The sequence below is a fragment of the Oxalobacter formigenes genome, assembly GCF_002127965.1.
GTDB classification, from domain to species: Bacteria; Pseudomonadota; Gammaproteobacteria; order Burkholderiales; family Burkholderiaceae_D; genus Oxalobacter; species Oxalobacter formigenes.
This window is the reverse complement of sequence record NZ_CP018787.1, coordinates 38,813-60,591: the sequence shown is the minus strand read 5'-3', so window position 1 is coordinate 60,591 and position 21,779 is coordinate 38,813. Positions and strand designations below refer to the sequence as shown.

Annotated in this window: 33 protein-coding genes; 27 read left to right on the top strand and 6 right to left on the bottom strand. The window is 48.5% G+C overall.

Annotated elements, in window-relative coordinates:
• The first annotated feature begins 2 nt into the window (after window positions 1-2).
• The 25 genes from rpsS to cutA all read left to right on the top strand — a co-directional run bounded on the left by rpsS (window position 3) and on the right by cutA (window position 11,829).
• Complete coding sequence (gene rpsS / locus BRW83_RS00355) at window positions 3-278, top strand: 30S ribosomal protein S19 (RefSeq protein WP_036603357.1); 276 nt, start codon at window positions 3-5, stop codon at window positions 276-278.
• 5 nt (window positions 279-283) lie between these two features.
• Window positions 284-616, top strand: coding sequence for a 50S ribosomal protein L22 (gene rplV, locus BRW83_RS00350; protein WP_005882594.1), 333 nt, complete (start codon window positions 284-286; stop codon window positions 614-616).
• 10 nt (window positions 617-626) lie between these two features.
• Window positions 627-1,475 carry a 30S ribosomal protein S3 gene (gene rpsC, locus BRW83_RS00345; RefSeq protein ID WP_005882596.1) on the top strand — a complete coding sequence of 283 codons (849 nt, stop codon included), beginning with the start codon at window positions 627-629 and terminating at the stop codon, window positions 1,473-1,475.
• Between the two features lie 2 nt (window positions 1,476-1,477).
• Window positions 1,478-1,897: a 50S ribosomal protein L16 gene (gene rplP / locus BRW83_RS00340; protein ID WP_005882598.1), complete on the top strand. Its 420-nt coding sequence runs from the start codon at window positions 1,478-1,480 to the stop codon at window positions 1,895-1,897.
• A gap of 11 nt (window positions 1,898-1,908) precedes the next feature.
• Complete coding sequence (rpmC, locus tag BRW83_RS00335; RefSeq protein WP_005882600.1) at window positions 1,909-2,100, top strand: 50S ribosomal protein L29; 192 nt, start codon at window positions 1,909-1,911, stop codon at window positions 2,098-2,100.
• Window positions 2,100-2,372, top strand: a complete 273-nt coding sequence (rpsQ, locus tag BRW83_RS00330; protein WP_005882602.1) for a 30S ribosomal protein S17 — start codon at window positions 2,100-2,102, stop codon at window positions 2,370-2,372. Before rpmC ends, rpsQ begins: the two co-directional genes overlap by 1 nt.
• Before the next feature lie 183 nt (window positions 2,373-2,555).
• Window positions 2,556-2,924 (top strand): 50S ribosomal protein L14, encoded by a 369-nt coding sequence (rplN, locus tag BRW83_RS00325; RefSeq protein WP_005882604.1) that lies wholly within the window; start codon window positions 2,556-2,558, stop codon window positions 2,922-2,924.
• Between the two features lie 10 nt (window positions 2,925-2,934).
• Window positions 2,935-3,249 (top strand): 50S ribosomal protein L24, encoded by a 315-nt coding sequence (gene rplX, locus BRW83_RS00320; RefSeq protein ID WP_005882607.1) that lies wholly within the window; start codon window positions 2,935-2,937, stop codon window positions 3,247-3,249.
• A 2-nt stretch (window positions 3,250-3,251) separates the two neighbouring features.
• Window positions 3,252-3,791, top strand: coding sequence for a 50S ribosomal protein L5 (rplE, locus tag BRW83_RS00315; RefSeq protein WP_005882609.1), 540 nt, complete (start codon window positions 3,252-3,254; stop codon window positions 3,789-3,791).
• A gap of 7 nt (window positions 3,792-3,798) precedes the next feature.
• Complete coding sequence (rpsN, locus tag BRW83_RS00310) at window positions 3,799-4,104, top strand: 30S ribosomal protein S14 (RefSeq protein ID WP_005882611.1); 306 nt, start codon at window positions 3,799-3,801, stop codon at window positions 4,102-4,104.
• 14 nt (window positions 4,105-4,118) lie between these two features.
• Window positions 4,119-4,514: a 30S ribosomal protein S8 gene (gene rpsH, locus BRW83_RS00305; protein WP_005882613.1), complete on the top strand. Its 396-nt coding sequence runs from the start codon at window positions 4,119-4,121 to the stop codon at window positions 4,512-4,514.
• A gap of 10 nt (window positions 4,515-4,524) precedes the next feature.
• Window positions 4,525-5,058: a 50S ribosomal protein L6 gene (rplF, locus tag BRW83_RS00300; protein ID WP_005882615.1), complete on the top strand. Its 534-nt coding sequence runs from the start codon at window positions 4,525-4,527 to the stop codon at window positions 5,056-5,058.
• A 12-nt stretch (window positions 5,059-5,070) separates the two neighbouring features.
• The gene (gene rplR, locus BRW83_RS00295; RefSeq protein ID WP_005882617.1) at window positions 5,071-5,427 is read left to right on the top strand and encodes a 50S ribosomal protein L18; all 357 of its coding nucleotides are present in this window, start codon (window positions 5,071-5,073) and stop codon (window positions 5,425-5,427) included.
• 10 nt (window positions 5,428-5,437) lie between these two features.
• Window positions 5,438-5,956: a 30S ribosomal protein S5 gene (rpsE, locus tag BRW83_RS00290; RefSeq protein ID WP_005882619.1), complete on the top strand. Its 519-nt coding sequence runs from the start codon at window positions 5,438-5,440 to the stop codon at window positions 5,954-5,956.
• Between the two features lie 11 nt (window positions 5,957-5,967).
• A complete protein-coding gene (gene rpmD / locus BRW83_RS00285) occupies window positions 5,968-6,147 on the top strand; it encodes a 50S ribosomal protein L30 (RefSeq protein WP_005882621.1) in 180 nt (59 codons plus the stop codon).
• 24 nt (window positions 6,148-6,171) lie between these two features.
• Window positions 6,172-6,603: a 50S ribosomal protein L15 gene (rplO, locus tag BRW83_RS00280; protein WP_005882623.1), complete on the top strand. Its 432-nt coding sequence runs from the start codon at window positions 6,172-6,174 to the stop codon at window positions 6,601-6,603.
• Between the two features lie 25 nt (window positions 6,604-6,628).
• Window positions 6,629-7,954: a preprotein translocase subunit SecY gene (gene secY / locus BRW83_RS00275; RefSeq protein WP_005882624.1), complete on the top strand. Its 1,326-nt coding sequence runs from the start codon at window positions 6,629-6,631 to the stop codon at window positions 7,952-7,954.
• A gap of 38 nt (window positions 7,955-7,992) precedes the next feature.
• Entirely contained in the window at window positions 7,993-8,211 is a 219-nt protein-coding gene (gene infA / locus BRW83_RS00270; protein WP_005882626.1) for a translation initiation factor IF-1, read from the top strand.
• A gap of 33 nt (window positions 8,212-8,244) precedes the next feature.
• On the top strand, window positions 8,245-8,358 hold the full coding sequence (rpmJ, locus tag BRW83_RS00265) for a 50S ribosomal protein L36 (RefSeq protein ID WP_081442209.1): 114 nt from the start codon (window positions 8,245-8,247) through the stop codon (window positions 8,356-8,358).
• 25 nt (window positions 8,359-8,383) lie between these two features.
• The gene (gene rpsM, locus BRW83_RS00260) at window positions 8,384-8,749 is read left to right on the top strand and encodes a 30S ribosomal protein S13 (protein WP_005882628.1); all 366 of its coding nucleotides are present in this window, start codon (window positions 8,384-8,386) and stop codon (window positions 8,747-8,749) included.
• 24 nt (window positions 8,750-8,773) lie between these two features.
• Complete coding sequence (gene rpsK, locus BRW83_RS00255) at window positions 8,774-9,175, top strand: 30S ribosomal protein S11 (RefSeq protein ID WP_005882630.1); 402 nt, start codon at window positions 8,774-8,776, stop codon at window positions 9,173-9,175.
• Window positions 9,176-9,268: 93 nt separating this feature from the next.
• Complete coding sequence (gene rpsD, locus BRW83_RS00250; protein ID WP_005882632.1) at window positions 9,269-9,892, top strand: 30S ribosomal protein S4; 624 nt, start codon at window positions 9,269-9,271, stop codon at window positions 9,890-9,892.
• Between the two features lie 67 nt (window positions 9,893-9,959).
• Complete coding sequence (locus BRW83_RS00245) at window positions 9,960-10,937, top strand: DNA-directed RNA polymerase subunit alpha (protein ID WP_005882634.1); 978 nt, start codon at window positions 9,960-9,962, stop codon at window positions 10,935-10,937.
• Between the two features lie 73 nt (window positions 10,938-11,010).
• Window positions 11,011-11,403: a 50S ribosomal protein L17 gene (rplQ, locus tag BRW83_RS00240; RefSeq protein WP_005882637.1), complete on the top strand. Its 393-nt coding sequence runs from the start codon at window positions 11,011-11,013 to the stop codon at window positions 11,401-11,403.
• Between the two features lie 108 nt (window positions 11,404-11,511).
• Complete coding sequence (gene cutA, locus BRW83_RS00235; RefSeq protein WP_036603362.1) at window positions 11,512-11,829, top strand: divalent-cation tolerance protein CutA; 318 nt, start codon at window positions 11,512-11,514, stop codon at window positions 11,827-11,829.
• 23 nt (window positions 11,830-11,852) lie between these two features.
• Here the strand turns inward: cutA and BRW83_RS00230 are convergent, their stop codons facing one another.
• The 5 genes from BRW83_RS00230 to BRW83_RS00210 form a co-directional block, all read right to left on the bottom strand.
• Window positions 11,853-12,449, bottom strand: a complete 597-nt coding sequence (locus tag BRW83_RS00230) for a diacylglycerol/polyprenol kinase family protein (RefSeq protein WP_231284528.1) — start codon at window positions 12,447-12,449, stop codon at window positions 11,853-11,855.
• A gap of 107 nt (window positions 12,450-12,556) precedes the next feature.
• The gene (gene yihA, locus BRW83_RS00225; RefSeq protein ID WP_005882644.1) at window positions 12,557-13,252 is read right to left on the bottom strand and encodes a ribosome biogenesis GTP-binding protein YihA/YsxC; all 696 of its coding nucleotides are present in this window, start codon (window positions 13,250-13,252) and stop codon (window positions 12,557-12,559) included.
• 39 nt (window positions 13,253-13,291) lie between these two features.
• Window positions 13,292-14,578, bottom strand: a complete 1,287-nt coding sequence (lysA, locus tag BRW83_RS00220) for a diaminopimelate decarboxylase (protein ID WP_005882646.1) — start codon at window positions 14,576-14,578, stop codon at window positions 13,292-13,294.
• 8 nt (window positions 14,579-14,586) lie between these two features.
• A complete protein-coding gene (lptM, locus tag BRW83_RS00215; protein WP_005882648.1) occupies window positions 14,587-14,814 on the bottom strand; it encodes an LPS translocon maturation chaperone LptM in 228 nt (75 codons plus the stop codon).
• A gap of 138 nt (window positions 14,815-14,952) precedes the next feature.
• Complete coding sequence (locus BRW83_RS00210) at window positions 14,953-17,307, bottom strand: penicillin-binding protein 1A (protein WP_036603365.1); 2,355 nt, start codon at window positions 17,305-17,307, stop codon at window positions 14,953-14,955.
• A 204-nt stretch (window positions 17,308-17,511) separates the two neighbouring features.
• Between BRW83_RS00210 and aroKB the strand changes: the two genes are divergently transcribed.
• Window positions 17,512-19,173 (top strand): bifunctional shikimate kinase/3-dehydroquinate synthase AroKB, encoded by a 1,662-nt coding sequence (gene aroKB / locus BRW83_RS00205; RefSeq protein WP_005882651.1) that lies wholly within the window; start codon window positions 17,512-17,514, stop codon window positions 19,171-19,173.
• Window positions 19,174-19,200: 27 nt separating this feature from the next.
• The gene (locus tag BRW83_RS00200; protein WP_005882653.1) at window positions 19,201-20,334 is read left to right on the top strand and encodes a deoxyguanosinetriphosphate triphosphohydrolase; all 1,134 of its coding nucleotides are present in this window, start codon (window positions 19,201-19,203) and stop codon (window positions 20,332-20,334) included.
• A 2-nt stretch (window positions 20,335-20,336) separates the two neighbouring features.
• Here BRW83_RS00200 and xseA read toward each other — a convergent pair whose 3' ends face one another.
• On the bottom strand, window positions 20,337-21,671 hold the full coding sequence (xseA, locus tag BRW83_RS00195; protein ID WP_005882655.1) for an exodeoxyribonuclease VII large subunit: 1,335 nt from the start codon (window positions 21,669-21,671) through the stop codon (window positions 20,337-20,339).
• Between the last annotated feature and the right edge of the window lie 108 nt (window positions 21,672-21,779).

Below are 21,779 nucleotides of genomic sequence, written 5' to 3'. Positions count from 1 at the left end.
ATATGACACGTTCGTTGAAAAAAGGACCTTTTTGCGATGCTCACTTGGTAAACAAGGTTGAAGCCGCACAGGCATCCAAGGATAAACGGCCAATTAAAACATGGTCTCGTCGGTCAACAATTATGCCGGATTTTATCGGGTTGACAATTGCCGTTCATAACGGCAAACAACACGTCCCCGTCTATATTTCCGAAAATATGGTTGGTCACAAGTTGGGCGAATTTGCATTGACCAGAACTTTCAAGGGTCATGCCGCCGATAAAAAAGCTAAGAAATAGGACCAATGATGGAAACTAAAGCTTCTCTTCGTGGTGTGCATTTATCAGCGCAAAAAGGTCGTCTGGTTGCCGATCTGATTCGTGGCAAAAAAGTTGATCAGGCGCTTGATATTTTGGCTTTCACACCAAAAAAAGCTGCTGTCATTATCAAACAGGTATTGGAATCTGCAATTGCCAATGCCGAACATAATGACGGTGCTGATATTGATGAATTGAAAGTTTCTTCGATTTACGTCGAAAAAGGAACTTTTATGAAACGTTACTCGGCTCGTGCAAAAGGACGGGGTGACCGTATTTCTAAACAAACATGTCACATTTATGTGACTGTCGGTAATTAAGGGGGTCACGATGGGACAAAAGATACATCCAACAGGTTTCCGTCTGGCAGTAGCTCGTAACTGGTCTTCTCGCTGGTATGCAGGCAATACCAACTTTGCCGGCATGTTGAACGAAGATCTGAAAGCACGTGCTTATCTGAAGAAAAAACTGAAAAACGCATCCGTCGGTCAGGTCGTTATCGAACGTCCGGCCAAAAACGCACGCTTTACCATTTACAGCTCGCGTCCAGGTGTCGTTATCGGTAAAAAAGGTGAGGATATTGAAGTATTGAAATCCGATTTGTCCAAAATCATGGGCGTACCGGTACATGTCAATATCGAAGAAGTTCGCAAACCTGAAATTCATGCCCAGCTGATCGCTGACTCGATCACACAGCAGCTCGAAAAACGCATTATGTTCCGTCGCGCCATGAGACGCGCCATGCAAAATGCCATGCGTCTGGGTGCTGTCGGTATCAAGATCATGTCTTCCGGTCGTTTGAACGGTATCGAAATCGCCCGCAAGGAGTGGTATCGCGAAGGCCGTGTGCCTCTGCATACTCTGCGTGCCGATATCGACTACGGTTTCTCCGAAGCGCAAACCACGTACGGTATCATCGGCGTCAAGGTCTGGGTTTACAAGGGTGATCGTCTGGAAAACGGTGAAGCTCCAAAGATTGAAGCTCCGGCTGAAGAAGACAAGAAACGCCGTGGCCCACGTCGTGAAGACGGCCGTCCAGGCGGAAGACAGCGTGTCAAAAAAGCTGACGGTGCTGCTTCTGAAGCCCCTTCGGCAGGCGCAAAACGGGTTCGTGCGAAAAAAGCTGACAATGCTGCAACAGCGACTGACGCTTCGTCGGTTGAAACAGCAGGAGAATAATTATGTTGCAACCATCACGTAGAAAATATAGAAAAGAGCAGAAGGGTCGCAATACCGGTATTTCTCATGAAAGAGGTACCAAGGTATCTTTCGGCGACTTCGGCCTGAAAGCAGTTGGAAGGGGTCGTATTACGGCTCGCCAGATTGAAGCTGCACGTCGTGCGATGACCCGTCACATCAAGAGGGGTGGTCGTATCTGGATCCGCGTTTTCCCGGACAAGCCAATTTCTGAAAAACCGGCTGAAGTTCGTATGGGTAGCGGTAAAGGTAATCCGGAATACTACGTTGCCGAAATCAGACCTGGTAAAGTTCTTTATGAAATGGACGGAGTGGATGAAGCGCTGGCTCGTGAAGCGTTCCGTCTGGCTGCTGCCAAATTGCCACTGCAGACGGTATTCGTTACCCGTCAGATTGGCCAATAAGAGGAGTTAATATGAAAGCATCCGAACTGCGTTCCAAAGACCAGGCTGAGTTGAAAACTGAGTTGAATGATCTTTTGAAAGCCCAATTTGGTCTGCGCATGCAAATTGCAACCCAGCAACTGAACAATACTGCTCAACTTAAAAAAGTGAGAAGAGATATTGCCCGGGTTAAGACAGTCATGAATTCTAAAGGTAAAGAATAATGAGCGATCAGGAAAAGTCCGCGTTGAAACGCACTCTGACTGGTAAAGTTGTGTCCGACAAGATGGACAAGACAGTTTCTGTCTTGATTGAACGTCGAGTAAAACATCCTTTGTATGGAAAAATTATTCGTCGCTCGAAAAAATATCTGGCACATGACGAAACCAACCAGGCAAAAATTGGCGATACCGTTGAAATTCAGGAGGGTCGTCCAATTTCTAAAAATAAATCTTGGGTCCTTACCAAAGTTGTCCAGGTTGCACAAACTATATAAAAAAGATTGCATTTGCCCTGTGTTAATGCAATAATCCAACACTTCGCATCATCCTCATGCATTATTTGCGGATTGATGCGAAGTTCTTATATATCACGCACCTAATCAGTTGCAAACCTTGCAGCTGGCAGGACCAAGACTGATCGCCAGGATTTTGGTGAATTAAGTTGGGAAAGAAAAATTATGATTCAGACTGAAAGTCGTTTAAAAGTGGCCGACAATACTGGTGCCAGAGAAGTTCTTTGCATCAAGGTGCTTGGTGGTTCCAAGCGTCGTTATGCTCAGATCGGTGACATCATTAAGGTAACGGTCAAGAGTGCTGCTCCGCGTGGAAGAGTTAAAAAAGGCGAAATTTACAATGCTGTTGTCGTGCGCACTGCCAAGGGCGTTCGTCGTCAGGATGGTTCGCTGGTTAAATTCGACGAAGGCGCTGCAGTTTTGCTCAACAGTAAATTGGAGCCAATCGGTACCCGTATTTTCGGGCCGGTAACTCGTGAGTTGCGTACTGAAAGATTTATGAAAATCGTTTCACTTGCGCCAGAAGTATTGTAAGGGGATCTTTATGAACAAAATACGTAAAGGCGACGAAGTGATTGTCCTGGTTGGCAAGGACAAGGGCAAGCGTGGAGCGGTGCAACAATGTCTTGAAGACAGGGTTGTTGTTGCTGGCGTGAACGTTGCCAAAAAAACGACCAAGCCAAATCCAATGACGGGTGCGACAGGTGGTATCGTTGACAAGCTGATGCCTATCCATGTTTCCAACGTTGCTTTGTACAACGAAAAAACAGGTAAAGCTGATCGCGTGGGTTTTAAAGAAGTGGATGGTAAAAAAGTTCGCGTCTTTAAATCGAATGGTGAAGTTGTCGGGGCTAAATAATTATGGCGCGTCTACAGGAATTTTATAAGGAAAAAGTGGTTGCCGATCTGATGGCAAAATTTTCCTACAAGTCTGCGATGGAAGTTCCTCGCATTACCAAGATCACCTTGAATATGGGGTTGTCGGAAGCTGTTGCTGACAAAAAAGTTATCGACCACGCAACTGGTGATCTGGGCAAGATTGCCGGTCAGAAACCAGTTGTAACCAAAGCGCGCAAATCTATTGCGGGTTTCAAGATTCGTGATGGTTATCCAATTGGCTGCATGGTTACTCTGCGTGGCGCAAAAATGTATGAGTTTTTAGATCGTCTGGTTACGATCGCCTTGCCGCGCGTCAGAGACTTCCGTGGAGTTAACGGTCGTTCCTTTGACGGCAGAGGTAACTACAATCTTGGCATTAAAGAGCAGATTATATTCCCTGAAATCGAATATGAAAAAATCGATGCTCTGCGTGGTTTGAATATCAGCATTACCACAACAGCTAAGACCGATGAGGAGTCCAAAGCACTTCTCTCCGCATTTAAATTTCCGTTTAGAAATTGAGATAGCCATGGCAAAACTGGCATTAATTAATCGTGAATTGAAACGCGCTACGCTTGTGAAGAAATACGCAGGCAAACGCGCTGAGCTCAAAGCTATTATCGACGATCAAAGCAAATCTGAAGAAGAACGTTTTGAAGCTCGTTTGAAATTGCAGGCGCTGCCTCGTAACGCCAACCCAACACGTCAACGTAACCGTTGCGCGTTGACTGGTCGTCCGCGCGGTACCTATCGTAAATTCGGTTTGGGTCGTACCAAACTGAGGGAATACGCCATGAATGGCGAAATTCCCGGAATCACCAAAGCTAGCTGGTAGCAGGAGGAATAGTTATGAGTATGAGCGATCCTATCGCAGATATGCTGACTCGCATCCGAAATGCGCAGCAAGTTAAAAAGAGTGCGGTAAGCATGCCGTCTTCCAAGGTCAAGGTGGCAATCGCTACTGTATTGAAAGATGAAGGTTATATCGATTCTTTCGATGTCAAGGAAGAAGCTGGCAAGGCTGAACTCAACATCGCACTGAAATATTATGTTGGCCGTCCTGTTATCGAAAGACTGGAACGCGTTTCCCGCCCTGGTCTTCGTATTTACAAGGGGCGTGACGATCTCCCTAGCGTCATGAACGGTTTGGGTGTTGCTATCGTCTCTACGCCAAAGGGTGTCATGACTGATCGTAAAGCGAGAGCAACGGGAGTCGGTGGCGAAGTTCTTTGCTATGTTGCCTAAGGAGTGAAGCATGTCTAGAGTTGGAAAAATGCCGATTGCGATTCCTGATGGTACAACCGCAACCATTGCAAATGGCCAGATTACCGTCAAGGGACCTTTGGGCTCTTTGTCACGCGATCTTTCAGATCTCGTTGTAGTAAAACAGGAAGACAAATCCCTGAAAGTCGAAGCAGCCAACGATTCCCGTGAAGCTGCAGCGATGTGGGGTACCACCCGTGCACTGTTGAACAACATGGTTACCGGTGTTTCCAAGGGGTTTGAAAAACGTCTGAACCTGATCGGCGTGGGTTTTCGCGCACAGGCTCAGGGCGACAAATTGAACATGGCTCTTGGTTTTTCTCATCCTGTCGTTCACCAGATGCCTGCTGGCGTCAAATGTGAAACGCCTTCGCAGACTGAAATCGTGATCAAGGGCGTCGACAAGCATATGGTCGGACAGGTAGCGGCTGATGTTCGTGCATATCGTAAACCTGAACCTTATAAAGGCAAGGGTGTTCGCTATGTAGAAGAAGTCGTTAAGATCAAAGAAACTAAGAAGAAGTAATAGGGGCGATTGATGAACAAGAAACAATCACGTTTGCGCCGCGGACGTCAGACTCGAGCCAAGATTGCTGTTTTGAAAGCAACTCGCTTGTCGGTGCATCGTACCAATTTGCATATTTATGCAAATGTTATTGGACCAGATGCAAAAATACTGGCTTCTTCTTCAACACTGGAAGCCGATATTCGTCAGCAGCTGGATGGTAAAAACGGCGGTAACGTCGCTGCTGCAACGCTCGTCGGAAAGAGGGTAGCTGAAAAGGCTCTGCAGGCTGGAGTAACTGAAGTTGCTTTCGATCGTTCCGGTTTTCGTTATCACGGCCGTGTCAAAGCATTGGCTGAAGCTGCTCGCGAAGCAGGTCTGAAGTTCTAAGGATATAACCATGGCAAAAATGCAACAAAAGACACAGGGTGATCGTCCGGATGACGGATTGCGTGAAAAAATGATCGCAATCAACCGCGTAACCAAGGTCGTCAAAGGTGGTCGTATTATGGGTTTTGCGGCCTTGACGGTTGTCGGTGACGGTGATGGTCGTATCGGTATGGGCAAGGGCAAGGCAAAAGAAGTTCCTGTTGCCGTGCAAAAAGCAATGGAAGAAGCCCGTCGCAACATGATCAAGGTATCGTTGAAGGACGGTACTCTGCAACACACCATTATCGGCAAGCATGGTGCGTCCAAAGTGATGTTGAATCCGGCCAAGCAAGGTACCGGTGTGATCGCTGGCGGTGCAATGCGCGCTATTTTCGACGTAATGGGTGTTACCAACGTTGTGGCCAAGTCTTTCGGCTCAAGCAATCCATACAACATGGTCAGGGCAACGCTAAACGCCCTGGCTTCGATGAATACTCCTGCTGATATCGCTGCCAAACGTGGCAAATCAGTTGAAGAAATCATTGGATAAGGTGATCGATTATGTCTAATCAAATTACAGTGAAATTGGTCAAGAGCCTGATCGGAACCCAGAAATCACATCGTGATACGGTTCGCGGTCTCGGTCTTCGCCGAATGAACTCCGTTTCCACGCTGGAGGATACCCCTGCAGTTCGTGGAATGATTAAAAAAGTATCGTATCTCGTTCAAGTCGTTGCTTGATAGAGACTGCTAACAGGATGAATTATGAACTTAAATAATTTGCAACCTGCTTTTGGCGCAAAACAGGCAAAACGTAGAGTTGGACGTGGTATTGGTTCCGGTCTGGGCAAGACAGCTGGCCGCGGCCACAAGGGTCAGAAATCCAGGGCGGGCGGTTTTCATCGCGTTGGTTTCGAAGGCGGTCAGATGCCTTTGCAACGTCGTCTGCCAAAACGTGGCTTCAAATCCCCGCTGGCTCTGACTCGCGCTGAAATTCGCTTGTCCGATCTGGAAAACCTGGGTGTTGCCGATGTCGATTTGCTGGTATTGAAACAGGCTGGTCTTGTTCCTGTATTGGCCAAGAACGTCAAGGTTATTCTTTCTGGCGAAATCACCAAAAGCGTCAACGTGACCGGTTTGTCCGTTACCAAAGGTGCCAAAGCTGCTATTGAAAGCAAGGGCGGCAAAGTCGCTTAAAGTATAAATACACAGAGGTATACACTTGGCTACGTCATCAAATTCAGCAAAAGGCGCTACAGCAGGTTTTCCCTGGGGGCGGTTATTCTTTTTGCTGGGAGCATTGGTAGTATTCCGCATCGGTGCGCATATCCCGGTTCCTGGTATTGATTCTGAACAGCTTGCCTTGCTGTTCAATCAGAACCAGGGCGGTATCCTCGGCATGTTCAACATGTTCTCGGGTGGCGCACTCTCGCGTTTTACGATCTTTGCCCTTGGCATTATGCCGTACATTTCGGCTTCGATTATCATGCAGATGCTGGGCATTGTATCGCCTGCGATTGATGCATTGAAAAAAGAAGGCGAAGCCGGCAGAAGAAAGATGACGCAATACACCCGTTATGGAACGCTTGTTCTTGCAGCATTCCAGGGACTTGGTATTGCGGTGGCACTCGAATCCCAGCCTGGTCTGGTGATTGATCCGGGCATGGCTTTCAGGTTTACGGCGGTTGTCACGCTGGTGACCGGTACCATGTTCCTGATGTGGCTCGGCGAACAAATCACGGAAAGAGGTCTTGGAAACGGTATTTCGATGATCATCTTTGCGGGTATTGCTGCCGGTCTGCCAAATGCCATCGGTGGTCTTATCGAGCTGGTTCGTACCGGTTCCATGAGCACACTGACAGCTATCATCATCTGTGTGATTGTCGCTCTGGTTACGTATCTGGTTGTTTATATCGAAAGTGGGCAACGCCGGATTCTGGTCAACTATGCCAAACGTCAGGTTGGTAACAAAATTTACGGTGGACAAAGCAGTTTCCTGCCTTTGAAAGTGAACATGGCCGGTGTTATTCCACCGATCTTCGCTTCATCGATTATTTTGTTTCCTGCCACGATTGCCGGCTGGTTTGCCACCGGTTCGGAATCGGATAACATGTTTGTCCGTTTTCTGAAAGATCTGTCCGCTTCTCTGGCACCAGGTGAGCCGGTTCATGCGATTTTGTATGCTGCAGCGATCATATTTTTCTGTTTTTTCTATACGGCGCTGGTTTTCAACAGCCGTGAAACGGCCGACAACCTGAAAAAGAGCGGTGCTTTCATTCCAGGTATTCGTCCGGGAGAACAAACAGCACGATATGTCGACAAAATTTTAATGAGATTGACACTTGCAGGCGCGATTTATGTTACATTAGTCTGTTTACTGCCAGAATTTCTGGTGGCGCGTTGGCAGGTTCCATTTTACTTTGGTGGTACATCTCTCTTGATTATTGTTGTTGTGACGATGGACTTCATGGCACAAATCCAGAATTACGTCATGTCGCAGCAGTATGATTCTCTTCTGCGGAAGTCGAATTTCAAGAGCAACAACTAACCGCCACGCTAATAATTACATAAAAGAAATCGGATTTTATGGCTAAAGATGACGTTATCCAGATGCAGGGCGAGATACTCGATAACTTGCCCAATGCGACTTTTCGCGTGAAGCTGGAAAATGGACATGTGGTTCTTGGGCACATCTCAGGAAAAATGCGGATGAACTACATTCGCATTCTCCCGGGAGATAAGGTAACGGTCGAATTGACCCCTTATGATTTAAGTAGGGCTCGTATTGTCTTCAGGACGAAGTAACTGAAACAATAGTTTGGAAGAAAGAGGGAAAAAATGAAGGTTCAGGCATCAGTCAAGCGGATTTGCCGCAACTGTAAAATCATCAAGAGAAAGGGCGTCGTTCGTGTAATTTGCACGGAAGCACGTCATAAACAAAGACAAGGTTAATTAACGTCAATTTAGGACAGAACGAATGGCACGTATTGCAGGGGTAAACATTCCCAACCATCAACACATTGTCATTGGCCTGACGGCTATTTTTGGTATTGGACGTCCACGCGCAGAGGAAATTTGTGCTGCGACTGGTGTCGATCCAACCAAGAAAGTCAAGGACTTGGATGACAACGATCTCGAAAAACTCCGTGATGAAATCGGTAAATTCGTAATCGAAGGCGATTTGCGTCGCGAAGTTTCTATGAGCATCAAGCGATTGATGGACCTGGGTTGTTATCGTGGTTTGCGTCATCGCAGAGGGTTGCCTGTCAGAGGTCAACGTACCCGTACAAATGCGCGAACCAGAAAAGGTCCACGTAAGGCCGCTCAATCATTGAAGAAATAATAGTAGACGGATCGAGGAAATTTTATGGCAAAAGCATCAAATAGTGCAGCAGCTCGCGTGCGCAAGAAGGTGAAGAGAAACATTGCAGAAGGTGTTGTACATGTGCATGCTTCCTTTAATAACACCATCATCACCATTACTGATCGCCAGGGCAATGCCTTGACATGGGCAACTTCCGGTGGAGCAGGTTTCAAGGGTTCTCGCAAATCCACTCCATTTGCCGCGCAGGTCGCAGCAGAAGCTGCAGGCAAGGTAGCTCAGGAATATGGTATCAAAACTCTGGAAGTTAAGATCAAGGGACCTGGCCCTGGTCGTGAATCGGCAGTTCGTGCCCTGAACAATTTGGGAATCCGTATTACCCAGATTCAGGACATCACGCCAATTCCACACAATGGCTGTCGTCCTCCAAAACGTCGTCGTATTTAATTTTCAGAATTAAATGAAGACCACTGTCATGCTTCATGGCATGACTTGCGCCTGGATTATCGAGGCGTCAATTAACGAATAAAAGGAAATATTGTGGCACGCTATATCGGACCAAAAGCAAAGCTTTCCCGTCGTGAAGGCACAGATTTATTCCTGAAGAGCGCAAGACGTTCTCTGGATTCCAAATGCAAACTGGATACCAAACCCGGCCAACATGGCGCTAAATCGGGTGCCCGTACCTCTGACTACGGTAACCAGTTGCGTGAAAAACAAAAAGTCAAACGCATGTATGGCATTCTCGAAAGACAGTTCCGTCGTTATTTCGCTGAAGCTGAACGTCGCAAAGGCAACACCGGCGACAACCTGATGCAGTTGCTTGAATCCCGCCTTGACAATGTCGTCTATCGTATGGGTTTCGGTTCTACCCGTGCTGAAAGCCGTCAGCTGGTAAGCCATCAGGCCCTGATGGTTAATGGCAAGGTCGTTAACATCCCTTCTTATCTGGTCAAACCGGAAGACGTCATCACGATTCGTGAAAAATCCAAAAAACAGAATCGTATCGTTGAATCCTTGTCTCTGGCAGAACAGATCGGCATGGCTGACTGGGTATCTGTCGATTCGAAGAAAATGGAAGGCGTTTTCAAACGTATCCCTGACCGTAGCGAATTCGCAAACGATGTCAATGAATCGCTGATCATCGAATTGTATTCACGTTAATTTCGGCATTATCCGTACCATCAGCCTTATTGGTGTAACGAGCCAAGGGTATTGAAAAGGACAAATTATGCAAAACACTTTTCTGAAACCGCGTATCATCAACGTAGAATCGCTCGGAGCGGGCCGTTCTGTCGTTGAAATGGAACCGTTCGAACGCGGTTATGGACACACACTGGGCAATGCCTTGAGACGCGTATTGCTGTCTTCCATGGTTGGCTATGCTCCAACTGAAGTTACCATTGCCGGTGTCGTCCATGAATATTCCACCCTGGATGGCGTTCAGGAAGACGTTGTCGATCTTCTCCTGAACCTGAAGGGGGTTGTATTCAAGTTGCACAATCGTGATTCAATTACATTGACGTTGAAAAAATCGGGCGCAGGCGTCGTTCTGGCATCCGATATCGAATTGCCACATGACGTTGAAATCATCAACCCTGAACATGTCATCGCCAACCTGACCGACAACGGCAAGCTGGATATGCAGATCAAGGTTGAAAAAGGTCGCGGTTACGTCCCTGGTAATGTCAGAAGACTGTCTGAAGATGCGAACAAAACCATTGGCCGCATTATTCTGGACGCTTCTTTCTCACCTGTCCGCCGTGTTTCCTATGCTGTTGAATCCGCTCGTGTCGAACAACGTACCGATCTGGACAAGCTGATTATCAATATCGAAACCAATGGTGTCATTTCGGCTGAAGAAGCCATTCGCCAGTCTGCCCGTATCCTTGTTGACCAGTTGAGCGTTTTCGCTGCTCTGGAAGGAACCGAAACGACTTCCGAAGCGCTGACACAGGTTCCGGCTGTTGATCCAATCCTGTTGCGTCCGGTTGACGATCTTGAATTGACTGTCCGTTCGGCCAACTGCCTGAAAGCGGAAAACATCAACTATATTGGCGATCTGATTCAACGCAGTGAAAATGAATTGCTGAAAACACCGAATCTGGGTCGTAAATCCCTGAATGAAATCAAGGAAGTGCTGGCATCCCGTGGCCTGACTTTGGGCATGCGTCTGGATAACTGGCCACCAGCCGGATTCGAAAAATAATTTTTTAATAAAACCGGCCCGCAGTCACAACTGATAGAAGAGCCGGATTGACAAGATTTAAAAGGAAAACATCATGCGTCATCGTCATGGTTTAAGAAAATTAAACAGAACTTCGTCTCACCGTCTCGCAATGCTCCGCAACATGACCGTATCCCTGCTGCGTCATGAAGCGATCAAAACCACTCTGCCGAAAGCAAAAGAATTGCGTCGTGTCGTTGAACCCATCATTACTCTGGGCAAGATCGATTCCGTCGCCAACAAACGTCTGGCTTTCAACAGACTGCGTGATCGTGAAATCGTCGTCAAGCTGTTTAATGAATTGGGACCAAGATTCGCCAACCGTAACGGTGGCTATCTGCGTATCCTGAAAATGGGTTTCCGTGTTGGTGACAATGCGCCTATGGCATATGTCGAACTGCTCGACAGACCAGAACAGCCAGAAGAAAAGGCTGAAGCAGCAAAATAATAGCTTGCTGTTTCAAAGAGCTTCAAAAAGGCCGGTATTACCGGCCTTTTTTATTGCCAGAAAAAACAGGTATGATTAAAGGCATGCTCATATTTGAAAGGTAAAGGCATGAAGCAGGCGATTTTTATCTATTGCACGGTTCCGGACAAGGATACCGCTGTCGCAATTGGACGAAAACTGGTCGAAAACCGTTTGGCGGCATGTGTCAGTTTCGGTTCACCTGTCCAATCGATTTATCGCTGGCAGGGTGTGATTGAAGAGGCGATGGAGCTTGCACTGACCATCAAAACGGTCAGGGAAAATTATTCCGCTATTGAAGAATTGATTGTTTCTCTTCATCCTTACGATGTACCGGAAATCGTGGCAGTCGAACTGGATAATGGCCTGAAACCCTATCTCGACTGGATTGTCTCTGAAACAGAGTAGTAAATGGCAAGTTCCCGGTCTCGTCAGGCCAGACTGAGAAACAGTCCCATGACAAGCGGGATGGAGAAATTGTCGTCGATCCGGATACGGTTTTCGTAAATTTCGGCAAACATCGCAGCGGTTATGCCCAGAATGCCATACATATAGAACCAGATGGGCTGGCTGTAGAGCAGTCCGAAAAAGAGCAGGATGAAAAAAGAGGTGATCCAGAAGGCAAGGCTTCCCTCGACACTTTTCCTGTTCTGGTTGATTTTGCGTTTTCCGTATTTCCGGCCGATCAATGCTGCAGCCGTATCGCCGACCAGCATGGTGGAAAGGGCTGTCATGGCGACGACATCCGAAAACAGGATCGTTACCATCAAGGCGGCGGCAATAACATAGGGGGCGCCGCTGAACCTGAATTTTTCCTGTGTCTCCTGTTCACGCAATATCCTGTTGAACAGTCTGCCGTAAGTTTCGGCAAACAGAGGCCATTTCTTGTGGTTGCCGTATTCGATGAAGCAGATGGCGAAAAGAAGGAACGAGAACAGAAGGATGTTCAAAACGGCTGGAAAAACACCGATGAAAACCACCATCCAGAGAGAACTCAGATGGATGGATTTGCGGAGAACTTCATACAAATATGAAATTTGCCGGTTCACGTTAAAGACAGGATTGTTCAAGATACACCCGATACGCGCTTGAAAATAAGCAATATTATGCAACTAAAGTGTTTGAAGAGGGCAAATTATTGTTCCGGCAGATCGGGCGTGTCAGGGGGCTCGTTTCCGCCTGCAAGTTGCAAGATAGTGTCTGTCGCTTCCTTGATGCCGATTCGCTTTGTCGAAGAAAAAAGTTGTGCGGTGAACGGAAACGGATTCCCTTCTTCATCGACATAGCTTTTCAGGATAGTGTCGACCTGTTTCAGGGCATTCGTGGATTCACTGCGATTCAGTTTGTCCGCTTTTGTCAGGAGACAATGAACGGGTTTCCCGGTGACGGCAAACCATTCGAGAAGCTGGACGTCGAGCGGCTGGAAAGGGTGTCTTGCATCCATGACGAGCACAAGGCCTGTCAATTGTTGCCGATGAATCAGATAGTCGCTCAAAAGCTTTTGCCAGTGCTCCTTGGCCGAGCCGGAAACCTGTGCAAAACCGTATCCGGGCAAATCGACCAGAAACATGTCGATTTCGCTTTCCCTGACAGGATCGTGCCGGTGCTGGCCGACATGTGCGCCACCGATGGAAAAAAAATTGATGTGCTGGGTCCTGCCAGGTGTTTTGGAAGCGAAAGCCAGGCTTTTCTGATTGCAGAGAGTATTGATGGCCGACGATTTTCCCGCATTGGAACGGCCCACGAAAGCGACTTCAGGAACGTCCAGTTTCGGCAAATCACGCAAATGATTCACCGTTTTGTAAAATCTGGCTTGCCATAATTTGGACATGATACGTTCCCGGTTGCTTTTGGATGAAGGGGATTATGGTCAGGGCAAAACGCTTTCAAGCGCGAACAATTCTTCAGGCGTTTCGCGGCGACGAATCAAATAGGCATTGCCGTTGTCGACCAGTACTTCAGCTGCACGGCCACGGGTATTATAATTGGACGCCATGGCCATGCCATATGCGCCGGCACTCATGATGGCGAGAATGTCGTCCGCCTGTATGACAAGTTCCCGCTGTTTGGCCAGCCAGTCACCCGATTCGCATACCGGACCGACGATATCGTATGAAGTCGCTTCTCCCTTGCGGTTGGATACCGGAAGTACTTTGTGCCAGGCTTCATACAGGGATGGGCGCATCAGATCGTTCATGGCCGCATCCACAATGGCAAAGTTCTTGTCGGAATTGGTTTTCAGATATTGAACCTGTGTCAGAAGCAATCCGGCATTTCCGGAAATGGAACGCCCCGGTTCGAACATCAGACCAATCGACTGGTCCGGATGTTTTTGTTTTCTCCAGTTTTCTACCCGGGTGAAAAGTCGTGTCAGGTAATCCGATATGGCAACCGGTTTTTCATCGTCGTATGTGATGCCGATGCCGCCACCGATGTCAATATGTTTCAGGGTAATGCCCTCTTCGGAGAGCTGATCGACCAGATGCAATAATTTGTCCAGTGCTTCCAGCAATGGGGCATCGTCGAGCAATTGTGAGCCGATATGGCAGTCGATACCGGTAACGTCGATATTCGTCATGGAAGCGGCCGCCTTGTAGCAGGCAAGCGCTTCTTCATATGGAATGCCGAATTTGTTTTCTTTCAGTCCGGTTGAAATGTAAGGATGCGTCTTTGGGTCGACATTCGGGTTGACGCGGAAAGAGACTCGCGCCTGTTTGCCCATTTCCTGTGCAACCTGATTGATACGGTGCAGTTCGGCGAACGATTCGATATTGAAGCAGTGAATGTCGTGTTTTAATGCCAGTCCGATTTCATTTGCGGTTTTTCCGACTCCGGAGAAAATGACTTTACGGGGATCGCAGCCCGCGGCAATCACTCTTTGTAATTCGCCTCCGGAAACAATGTCGAATCCGGCGCCTTCCTGACCCAGAATGTTCAGAATGGCCAGATTGGAATTGGATTTGACCGAGTAACAGACGAGAGAATGAATCTTGTCCGATTCAAATCGTTTGCAGGTATCGGCGTATTGTCTGAAATTCTCGACAAGCGCTTTTTTGGAATAGACGTACAAAGGCGTGCCATATTCAATGGCGAGTTCTTTGAGGGAAATCCCGTCTATGTTCAGGGTATCATCCTGATAGGAAAAATGCTGTGTCATATTATTGTTTACGGTAATGTCGGATCACTGCCAGGAAGAATGCCCAAAGGAGCTCTTTCTGACTCTGGTTTGTCTGTTTCCGGTTCTGGCAGGTTCTGTTGAGTGACAGGCATCCTTTCCGCCTCTGACGGGGGCAGGATCAAAGGACCTTTCTGTCCGCAGGCGGAAAGCGTACCGCACAGCAAAACCATCAAGGATGCTGCCAGTCCGCCCTTCAAATAACGAATAGTATGCATTTTATAATCCTGTAGCCGGAAACCGGTGAATTCAGCTGATGAAAGAGTTTAACACGACGTTTCGTCGGGATTGAAATGCCGGTTTTCTGAATGTAAGGAAAACCGGCATTTTCTGGTCAGTTTTTTGTCGCAGGCACGTCAGTCTTCGAAAATTTCATCCTTGACGCTGTTATTTTCGGTTTCATACATTTTGTCGAGATCTTTTTGTCCTACGCCGACGTTGGTAAGGATTTTTCCTGAAGGTATTTCCGCATAGTACCAATCACCTCCTTCGAAAACGACTCCCGGTGGGACAGGTCTTTCTTCAACCGGTACGCCGGCAAGCGCCTTTTGCATGTAATTGATCCAGACAGGAAGAGCCAGACCACTACCCGTTTCGTGACCGCCCATATTTTTCGGCTGGTCGAAACCGAGCCATGCCACGCCGACGAGCTGGGGCTGATATCCGGCGAACCAGGCATCGACCGAGTCATTCGTCGTACCGGTTTTACCGGCCAGATCGGATCGGCCGAGTGAATTGGCTCTTGCTGCCGTACCGCCTCTGACTACGTCTTTCAACATGGTCGTCATAATGAATGCATTGCGGGCGTCGATGACCCGGATGCCTTCATTTCCGGCTTTTTCCGGTCTTGCCTGCGACAGGACTTTTCCATCCGAATCGGCGATATAGGAGATAAGGTAAGGCTTGATCAGATAACCGCCGTTGGCGAAAACGGAATAAGCTGTCGCCATCTGCAGAGGAGTGACAGATCCCGCACCCAATGCCAGAGTCAGATAAGGCGGGTTCTTTGCCGCGTCGAATCCGAATTTGGTGACATGCTCCTGACCGAACTGTGCGCCGATTTTGTCCAGGATACGGATCGAAATCATGTTTTTGGATTTCATCAGGCCGCGCCTCATGGTCATCGGGCCTTCATAACGGGAATCGAAATTTTTCGGGTCCCACGATTGTCCACTTGCCTGTCCTGCAAAGGACACTGGTGAATCGTTGATGATACTGGCCGGAGCAAAACCTTTTTCAAGACCGGCAGAGTAAATGAACGGTTTGAAAGAGGAACCCGGCTGGCGCCATGCCTGTGTTACGTGGTTGAATTTCTTTTGCGTGAAATCGAAACCGCCGACCAGCGATTTGATGGCGCCGTCGTTTGGATTCATGGAAACGAATGCCGCTTCAAGCTGTGGCATCTGGGAAACGCTCCAGTTATTGTTGCTGTCCTTTATGACCCGGATAATGGAGCCGCGCTTGATCTGTTTACCGGCAGAAGCATTGGAACTCAAACCCGCAGCGGCGAAGTTAAGTCCATTGCCGGTGATCGTGATCTGTTCACCGGACGAGACGACAGCCTTGACCTGTTTTGGCGAGGCTTCGAGTACGACAGCGGCAAGCAGGTCGTCACTGTCCGGATAACGGGACAATTCGTCTTCAATCGCATCTGCAACGGCTTCGGCATTGGCCGGGATGTCCATCGAGCCTTCCGGTCCCCGGTATCCATGCCGCCTGTCATAGTCGAGAACGCCGCGACGGACTGCCTGATAGGCCGCTTCCTGATCTTTCTGGGTGATCGTCGTGTATACATTCAGGCCGCGGGTATAGGTTTCGTCCTTGTATTGGTCATACACCATCATCCGGACCATTTCAGCGACGTATTTGGCATGAACGTTGAATTCGTTTCGGCTCGTTTTGACCTTGATCGATTCGTTTTTGGCCTGTTCGTATTGCTGGTCAGTGATGTAACCCAGCTGTTTCATGCGAAGCAGGATATATTGTTGCCGCTGTTTGGCTCGGGTCGGGTTGGTGATGGGGTTATTTGCCGACGGCGCTTTTGGCAAACCGGCGAGCATGGCGGCTTCTGCCAGAGTGATGTCTTCAAGTGGCTTGCCGAAATAAACCTGTGCTGCTGCTGCAAAGCCGAAAGCTCTCTGTCCCAGATAAATCTGGTTGAGATAAATTTCAAAGATCTGGTCCTTGGTCAGGGCCTTTTCGATTTTCCAGGCAAGAAGGACTTCATAAATTTTACGTTTGAAGGTCTGTTCGCTGGTCAAAAAGAAATTGCGGGCAACCTGTTGTGTAATCGTTGAAGCGCCCTGACGGTTGCTGCTGACGAGATTGTGAAGCGCTGCCCGCAAAATACCGATGTAATCGACGCCACCATGCTGGTAGAAACGGTCATCCTCGATGGCCAGAACGGCTTTTTTCATGACCTCGGGGACTTTATTGATGCGGACAAGGTTCCTGCGTTCTTCACCGAATTCACCCATCAAAACGTGATCGGCAGTGTAAATGCGCAGCGGCATTTTCGGATGGTAGTCGGTCAACTGATCCATAGGCGGCAGATTCGGATAAATCAGGGCCATGGACAAGATGATGATCAACGCACCGATCAATGCGATACCCGTTCCGATTGCGGCACCGGTGATCAACAAACGTTTGATGAGCGTTTTGCGGGATTGATTTCCATCCTCGGGGGATGGAGTCTGATTTTTGGTAAACATGCTAGCCAGCAAAAAATTGCAATATGCGCATTATCCTTTAAACCGGGTTTCTATGCACACAAAGTTGTAAGTATCTGTTTCTGATTGTGAACTGCAGTAACAGGAAAAGAATTGTCGCTGAAAAAGGCTTCCTTGTCTTCTTATCTGATATATTCGGCAGTGTAACGGTGACATATTATATTTCTTATGCAACAAAATATCTTTTTGGTCGGTCTGATGGGGTCGGGGAAAACGACAGTCGGACGTTTGCTGGCAAAAAAGCTGGGGATGCGCTTTGTCGATTCCGATCATGAAATCGAGGCCAGAACCGGGGCGACAGTTTCATGGATTTTCGAAATCGAGGGAGAAGACAGTTTCCGGCGTCGTGAAGTCGAGACGATTGATGATTTGACTTCTCAAAAAGGTGTCGTCCTGGCAACAGGTGGCGGAGCTGTCGTTCATCCTGAAAACAGGAAGAACCTGAAAGCACGGGGGACGGTCATTTATTTGAGAGCCACGGTCAACAATATCCTCCAGCGAACGATGCACGATAAAAGCCGCCCCCTGCTCCAGACGGAAAACAGGCGCCAGAAAATCGAGGAACTGTCCCGGCAGCGGGAAAAGTTTTACAGTGAAGTGGCGGATATCATTATCGATACCGGACGCCCGAATGTGCATGCCATGGTCCAGACGATCATGAATCAGCTGGCGAATCCGGACAGGAAAAAGAATTCCTTCGACAGGCAGAAAAAACGGCCTTTAAACCGGAATGACAAGAACAATATGAATACATCAACGAACAGTGCTCACTTGAAAGTCGATCTGGGCGAGCGCTCTTATCCTATTGAGATCGGAACCGGACTTTTGAAAGACGTGAAGTTATTGTCGCGTACGATTAAGGGAAAACGCCTGGCGATCATTACCAATGACGTAGTAGCACCGCTTTATCTCGACAAATTGACGGCTTCGCTCAAAGAAGCCGGCAAAGAAGTCATTTCGATTGTTTTGCCGGATGGTGAAAAGGAAAAAAACTGGGAAAGTCTGATGAGGATTTTCGATTTTCTCATGGAAAACAAATGCGACAGGAAAACGACTCTGGTTGCATTAGGCGGCGGTGTCATTGGCGATATGACAGGCTATGCGGCTGCCAGTTTCATGAGAGGGGTTCCCTTTGTACAGGTGCCGACAACCCTGCTGGCAGAAGTGGATTCTTCCGTCGGAGGCAAGACCGGCATCAATCATCCTCTCGGCAAAAACATGATCGGCGCCTTTTATCAGCCTGAAGCGGTTCTGGCCGACACGTCGACATTGAATACGCTGCCAGACAAGGAACTGTCTGCCGGGCTGGCTGAGGTCATCAAATATGGCCCCATCATTGATGCAAAATTTTTCGACTGGATTGAGCGAAATATTGGAAAATTATTGGGCCGGGATAGTGTCGCGCTGGCGTATGCCATTAAACGTTCGTGTGAGATCAAGGCCGATATCGTTCGTCAGGATGAGCGGGAAAGTGGCATCAGGGCGCTTCTCAATTTCGGGCATACCTTCGGGCATGCCATTGAAGCTGGTCTCGGCTATGGGAAATGGTTGCACGGCGAGGCAGTCGGGTGCGGTATGGTTATGGCAGCCGATCTCTCTTGCCGGATGGGACTTCTGGATGAGGTATCCCGGGACCGTATCAGAAATCTGGTCGAAAAGGCCGGATTGCCGACAGTGGCTCCTGACCTTGGAAACGACTGCTGGATCGGATTGATGGAAGTGGACAAGAAAAATGTTGGCGGTGAAATCCAGTTCGTTCTGCTAAAATCAATAGGTAGCGCTTTCGTCACCAGAGTGCCGCAAAATCTGCTGCTTGAAACTTTGAAAGCCTGTACCGTTCAAAGATGATTTGATGTCATAGTTGTGGGAGAGTGAATGAGTTCTTTGCCATTGGCTGCGTATGCCTGTGACCCGGGGTTATCGAAGGGCCGTCGTTATGAAGAACAGAAAGATTCCTCCCGGACGGAATATCAGCGGGATCGCGACCGGATTGTCCATTCAGGGGCGTTCCGGCGACTGGAATACAAAACACAGGTTTTCGTCAATCATGAGGGCGATCTGTTCAGGACACGTCTGACCCACAGTATCGAAGTGGCCCAGATTGGCCGTTCGGTGGCACGTAATCTCCGCTTGAATGAAGATTTGACTGAAGCGATCTCGCTGGCTCACGATCTGGGCCATACTCCTTTCGGACACGCGGGGCAGGATGCCCTGAATGAATGCATGAAAGAGTATGGCGGGTTCGAACATAATTTGCAGAGCCTTCGCGTGGTTGACGTACTTGAAGAGCGTTATGGCACGTTCGACGGATTGAACCTGACGTTCGAAACTCGCGAAGGCATTTTAAAGCATTGTTCTAAAGAAGATGCCGCAAAACTGGGCGATGTCGGAGAGCGTTTTCTGAAAGACAAACGTCCGTCACTTGAAGCGCAACTGGCTAATGTCGCGGATGAAATCGCGTATAACAATCACGATGTCGACGATGGGCTGCGTTCCGGTTTGCTGACAGTCGCGCAACTGACCGAAATCGATCTGTTTGCAAAGTACTGGTTCGAGGTGCAGAAGCTGATGCCGGGAATTAACGAAAGGCGTGCGATTTACGAAACCATTCGCCGGATGATTGGAGCGCTGATCGTCGATTTGACGAAAACGTCATTGAAACGGATTGAAGAAGTCGATCCACAGTCGATTCTTGACGTACGGAATGCCCCGTTGCTGATCGCTTTTTCAGATGAAATGGGTGAAAAGTCCCGTTCGCTGAAACAGTTTCTTTTCCAGAACCTGTACCGCCATTATCAGGTCAACCGGATGAGCAGCAAGGCACGCCGTATTATCCAGCGGTTGTTCACGATTTTTATGGCCGAGCCCCAGTTGCTGGCGCCTGAACATCGAGCCAATTCAAACGACAAATATGAGCAGGCGCGGAAAATCGCAGACTATATTGCCGGTATGACAGACCGGTATGCGATGAGGCAATACCGGAAACTCTACGAAATCGAGGAAGTCTGATTTTATTCGAGTTCCGGCTGGACGGTTTCAATGCTGATCTGTGCACTTCCCTCTGCCAGCTGGACGGATAACGGTTTGCGCACCGGTAGTTGAGATGGAGACCGGACGATCTGCCCGTTCCTGTTCGTGATGATGGCATAACCGCGTTCAAGCGTCCGTTTCGTGCTCAGCAGTTCAAGCTGTTGCGCCAGCGACGATATTTCCTGTTTCCGCTGTTTCAGTTGGGTATCGATACCGGTTTTCATTTTGTGCAAGCCGGTTTCAAGCAGTGAACGGTAGTGCCGGGTGTCAGGCAATTGTGCTTTCAGACGGGTACCCAAATGATTCAGCCGGTAATGTGAGGATGCCAGTATCGTGTCGTTAGTATGAGTCAGCTTGGCAGCAAGGGATTGCAGCCGGATTTTTTCCCGTTCGATATAAGACGATGGGCTGATAAGCCTGCGGGCCAGCAGGTCGGTATTCTGGAAAGCGTTTCGCAAGAGCCGTTCCATTGCCATCCGGAGATCGTCGGCAAGAGTTTCAAGGTTGTCCATCCAGTCCTGATGCGCTCTGGAGGCCATTTCAGCGGCGCCGGTCGGTGTCGGTGCGCGAACATCTGCCGCAAAATCGGCTATGGTGAAATCGGTTTCGTGTCCGACTCCGGAAATAGTTGGAATGGAACAGGTGGCTATGGCGCGTGCGACAACTTCTTCATTAAAACTCCACAAATCTTCGATACTGCCTCCGCCGCGGCAAATGAGCAGCACGTCGCATTCGGCGCGAACCGAGGCCAGCGTGACGGCGGACGCTATTTTCCCTGCCGCGTCTTCTCCCTGAACCGGAGTGGGATACAAAATCACATTGACGTGAGGAGCGCGTCTTGAAAGCGTTGTCAGAATATCCCGCAAGGCGGCTGCCTGAGGGCTGGTGACGATTCCAATGGTACGTGCAAACACCGGCAAATTCCGTTTTCTTTCTTCATCAAACAGGCCCTCATCTCCCAGTTTTGCCTTCAGCCGCAAAAAAGCTTCGTACAAGCTCCCCAAACCTGCGTGTCTCATCGCTTCGACATTAAGCTGGAATTCCCCCCTTGCTGTATAAAGCGTGACGACTGCGCGGACCTCCACCTTGTCACCATCTTTGGGAATGAATCCAACCGATTGCGCTTTTCCACGAAACATGACAGAACGGACTTGTGCGTTATTGTCTTTGAGCGTGAAGTACCAGTGACCCGAAGCGGCTTTCGTCAGGTTGGATATTTCGCCTGAAACCCACAAGAGGGGAAAGCTGTGTTCCAGTATTTTCGCCGCCGTGCTATTGAGTTCCGATACGGTCAAAACAGGTGTGGATTCATCCATAAAGGTGTGTTCGCGATTGCCGGAAATGATGAATAAAAGTAGAAATTCCTACTTGAAAGGTCTGTATTTTTAGAATAACTATATGAATTATAAATACTTTATTTTGAA

Excerpts from the sequence above, each read along its gene's own strand:
- rpsS (WP_036603357.1), top strand. The coding sequence starts at position 3 with ATGACACGTTCGTTGAAAAAAGGACCTTTTTGCGATGCTCACTTGGTA.
- rplV (WP_005882594.1), top strand. The coding sequence starts at position 284 with ATGATGGAAACTAAAGCTTCTCTTCGTGGTGTGCATTTATCAGCGCAA.
- rpsC (WP_005882596.1), top strand. The coding sequence starts at position 627 with ATGGGACAAAAGATACATCCAACAGGTTTCCGTCTGGCAGTAGCTCGT.
- rplP (WP_005882598.1), top strand. The coding sequence starts at position 1,478 with ATGTTGCAACCATCACGTAGAAAATATAGAAAAGAGCAGAAGGGTCGC.
- rpmC (WP_005882600.1), top strand. The coding sequence starts at position 1,909 with ATGAAAGCATCCGAACTGCGTTCCAAAGACCAGGCTGAGTTGAAAACT.
- rpsQ (WP_005882602.1), top strand. The coding sequence starts at position 2,100 with ATGAGCGATCAGGAAAAGTCCGCGTTGAAACGCACTCTGACTGGTAAA.
- rplN (WP_005882604.1), top strand. The coding sequence starts at position 2,556 with ATGATTCAGACTGAAAGTCGTTTAAAAGTGGCCGACAATACTGGTGCC.
- rplX (WP_005882607.1), top strand. The coding sequence starts at position 2,935 with ATGAACAAAATACGTAAAGGCGACGAAGTGATTGTCCTGGTTGGCAAG.
- rplE (WP_005882609.1), top strand. The coding sequence starts at position 3,252 with ATGGCGCGTCTACAGGAATTTTATAAGGAAAAAGTGGTTGCCGATCTG.
- rpsN (WP_005882611.1), top strand. The coding sequence starts at position 3,799 with ATGGCAAAACTGGCATTAATTAATCGTGAATTGAAACGCGCTACGCTT.
- rpsH (WP_005882613.1), top strand. The coding sequence starts at position 4,119 with ATGAGTATGAGCGATCCTATCGCAGATATGCTGACTCGCATCCGAAAT.
- rplF (WP_005882615.1), top strand. The coding sequence starts at position 4,525 with ATGTCTAGAGTTGGAAAAATGCCGATTGCGATTCCTGATGGTACAACC.
- rplR (WP_005882617.1), top strand. The coding sequence starts at position 5,071 with ATGAACAAGAAACAATCACGTTTGCGCCGCGGACGTCAGACTCGAGCC.
- rpsE (WP_005882619.1), top strand. The coding sequence starts at position 5,438 with ATGGCAAAAATGCAACAAAAGACACAGGGTGATCGTCCGGATGACGGA.
- rpmD (WP_005882621.1), top strand. The coding sequence starts at position 5,968 with ATGTCTAATCAAATTACAGTGAAATTGGTCAAGAGCCTGATCGGAACC.
- rplO (WP_005882623.1), top strand. The coding sequence starts at position 6,172 with ATGAACTTAAATAATTTGCAACCTGCTTTTGGCGCAAAACAGGCAAAA.
- infA (WP_005882626.1), top strand. The coding sequence starts at position 7,993 with ATGGCTAAAGATGACGTTATCCAGATGCAGGGCGAGATACTCGATAAC.
- rpmJ (WP_081442209.1), top strand. The coding sequence starts at position 8,245 with ATGAAGGTTCAGGCATCAGTCAAGCGGATTTGCCGCAACTGTAAAATC.
- rpsM (WP_005882628.1), top strand. The coding sequence starts at position 8,384 with ATGGCACGTATTGCAGGGGTAAACATTCCCAACCATCAACACATTGTC.
- rpsK (WP_005882630.1), top strand. The coding sequence starts at position 8,774 with ATGGCAAAAGCATCAAATAGTGCAGCAGCTCGCGTGCGCAAGAAGGTG.
- BRW83_RS00245 (WP_005882634.1), top strand. The coding sequence starts at position 9,960 with ATGCAAAACACTTTTCTGAAACCGCGTATCATCAACGTAGAATCGCTC.
- rplQ (WP_005882637.1), top strand. The coding sequence starts at position 11,011 with ATGCGTCATCGTCATGGTTTAAGAAAATTAAACAGAACTTCGTCTCAC.
- cutA (WP_036603362.1), top strand. The coding sequence starts at position 11,512 with ATGAAGCAGGCGATTTTTATCTATTGCACGGTTCCGGACAAGGATACC.
- yihA (WP_005882644.1), bottom strand. The coding sequence starts at position 13,252 with ATGTCCAAATTATGGCAAGCCAGATTTTACAAAACGGTGAATCATTTG.
- lysA (WP_005882646.1), bottom strand. The coding sequence starts at position 14,578 with ATGACACAGCATTTTTCCTATCAGGATGATACCCTGAACATAGACGGG.
- lptM (WP_005882648.1), bottom strand. The coding sequence starts at position 14,814 with ATGCATACTATTCGTTATTTGAAGGGCGGACTGGCAGCATCCTTGATG.
- BRW83_RS00210 (WP_036603365.1), bottom strand. The coding sequence starts at position 17,307 with ATGTTTACCAAAAATCAGACTCCATCCCCCGAGGATGGAAATCAATCC.
- BRW83_RS00200 (WP_005882653.1), top strand. The coding sequence starts at position 19,201 with ATGAGTTCTTTGCCATTGGCTGCGTATGCCTGTGACCCGGGGTTATCG.
- xseA (WP_005882655.1), bottom strand. The coding sequence starts at position 21,671 with ATGGATGAATCCACACCTGTTTTGACCGTATCGGAACTCAATAGCACG.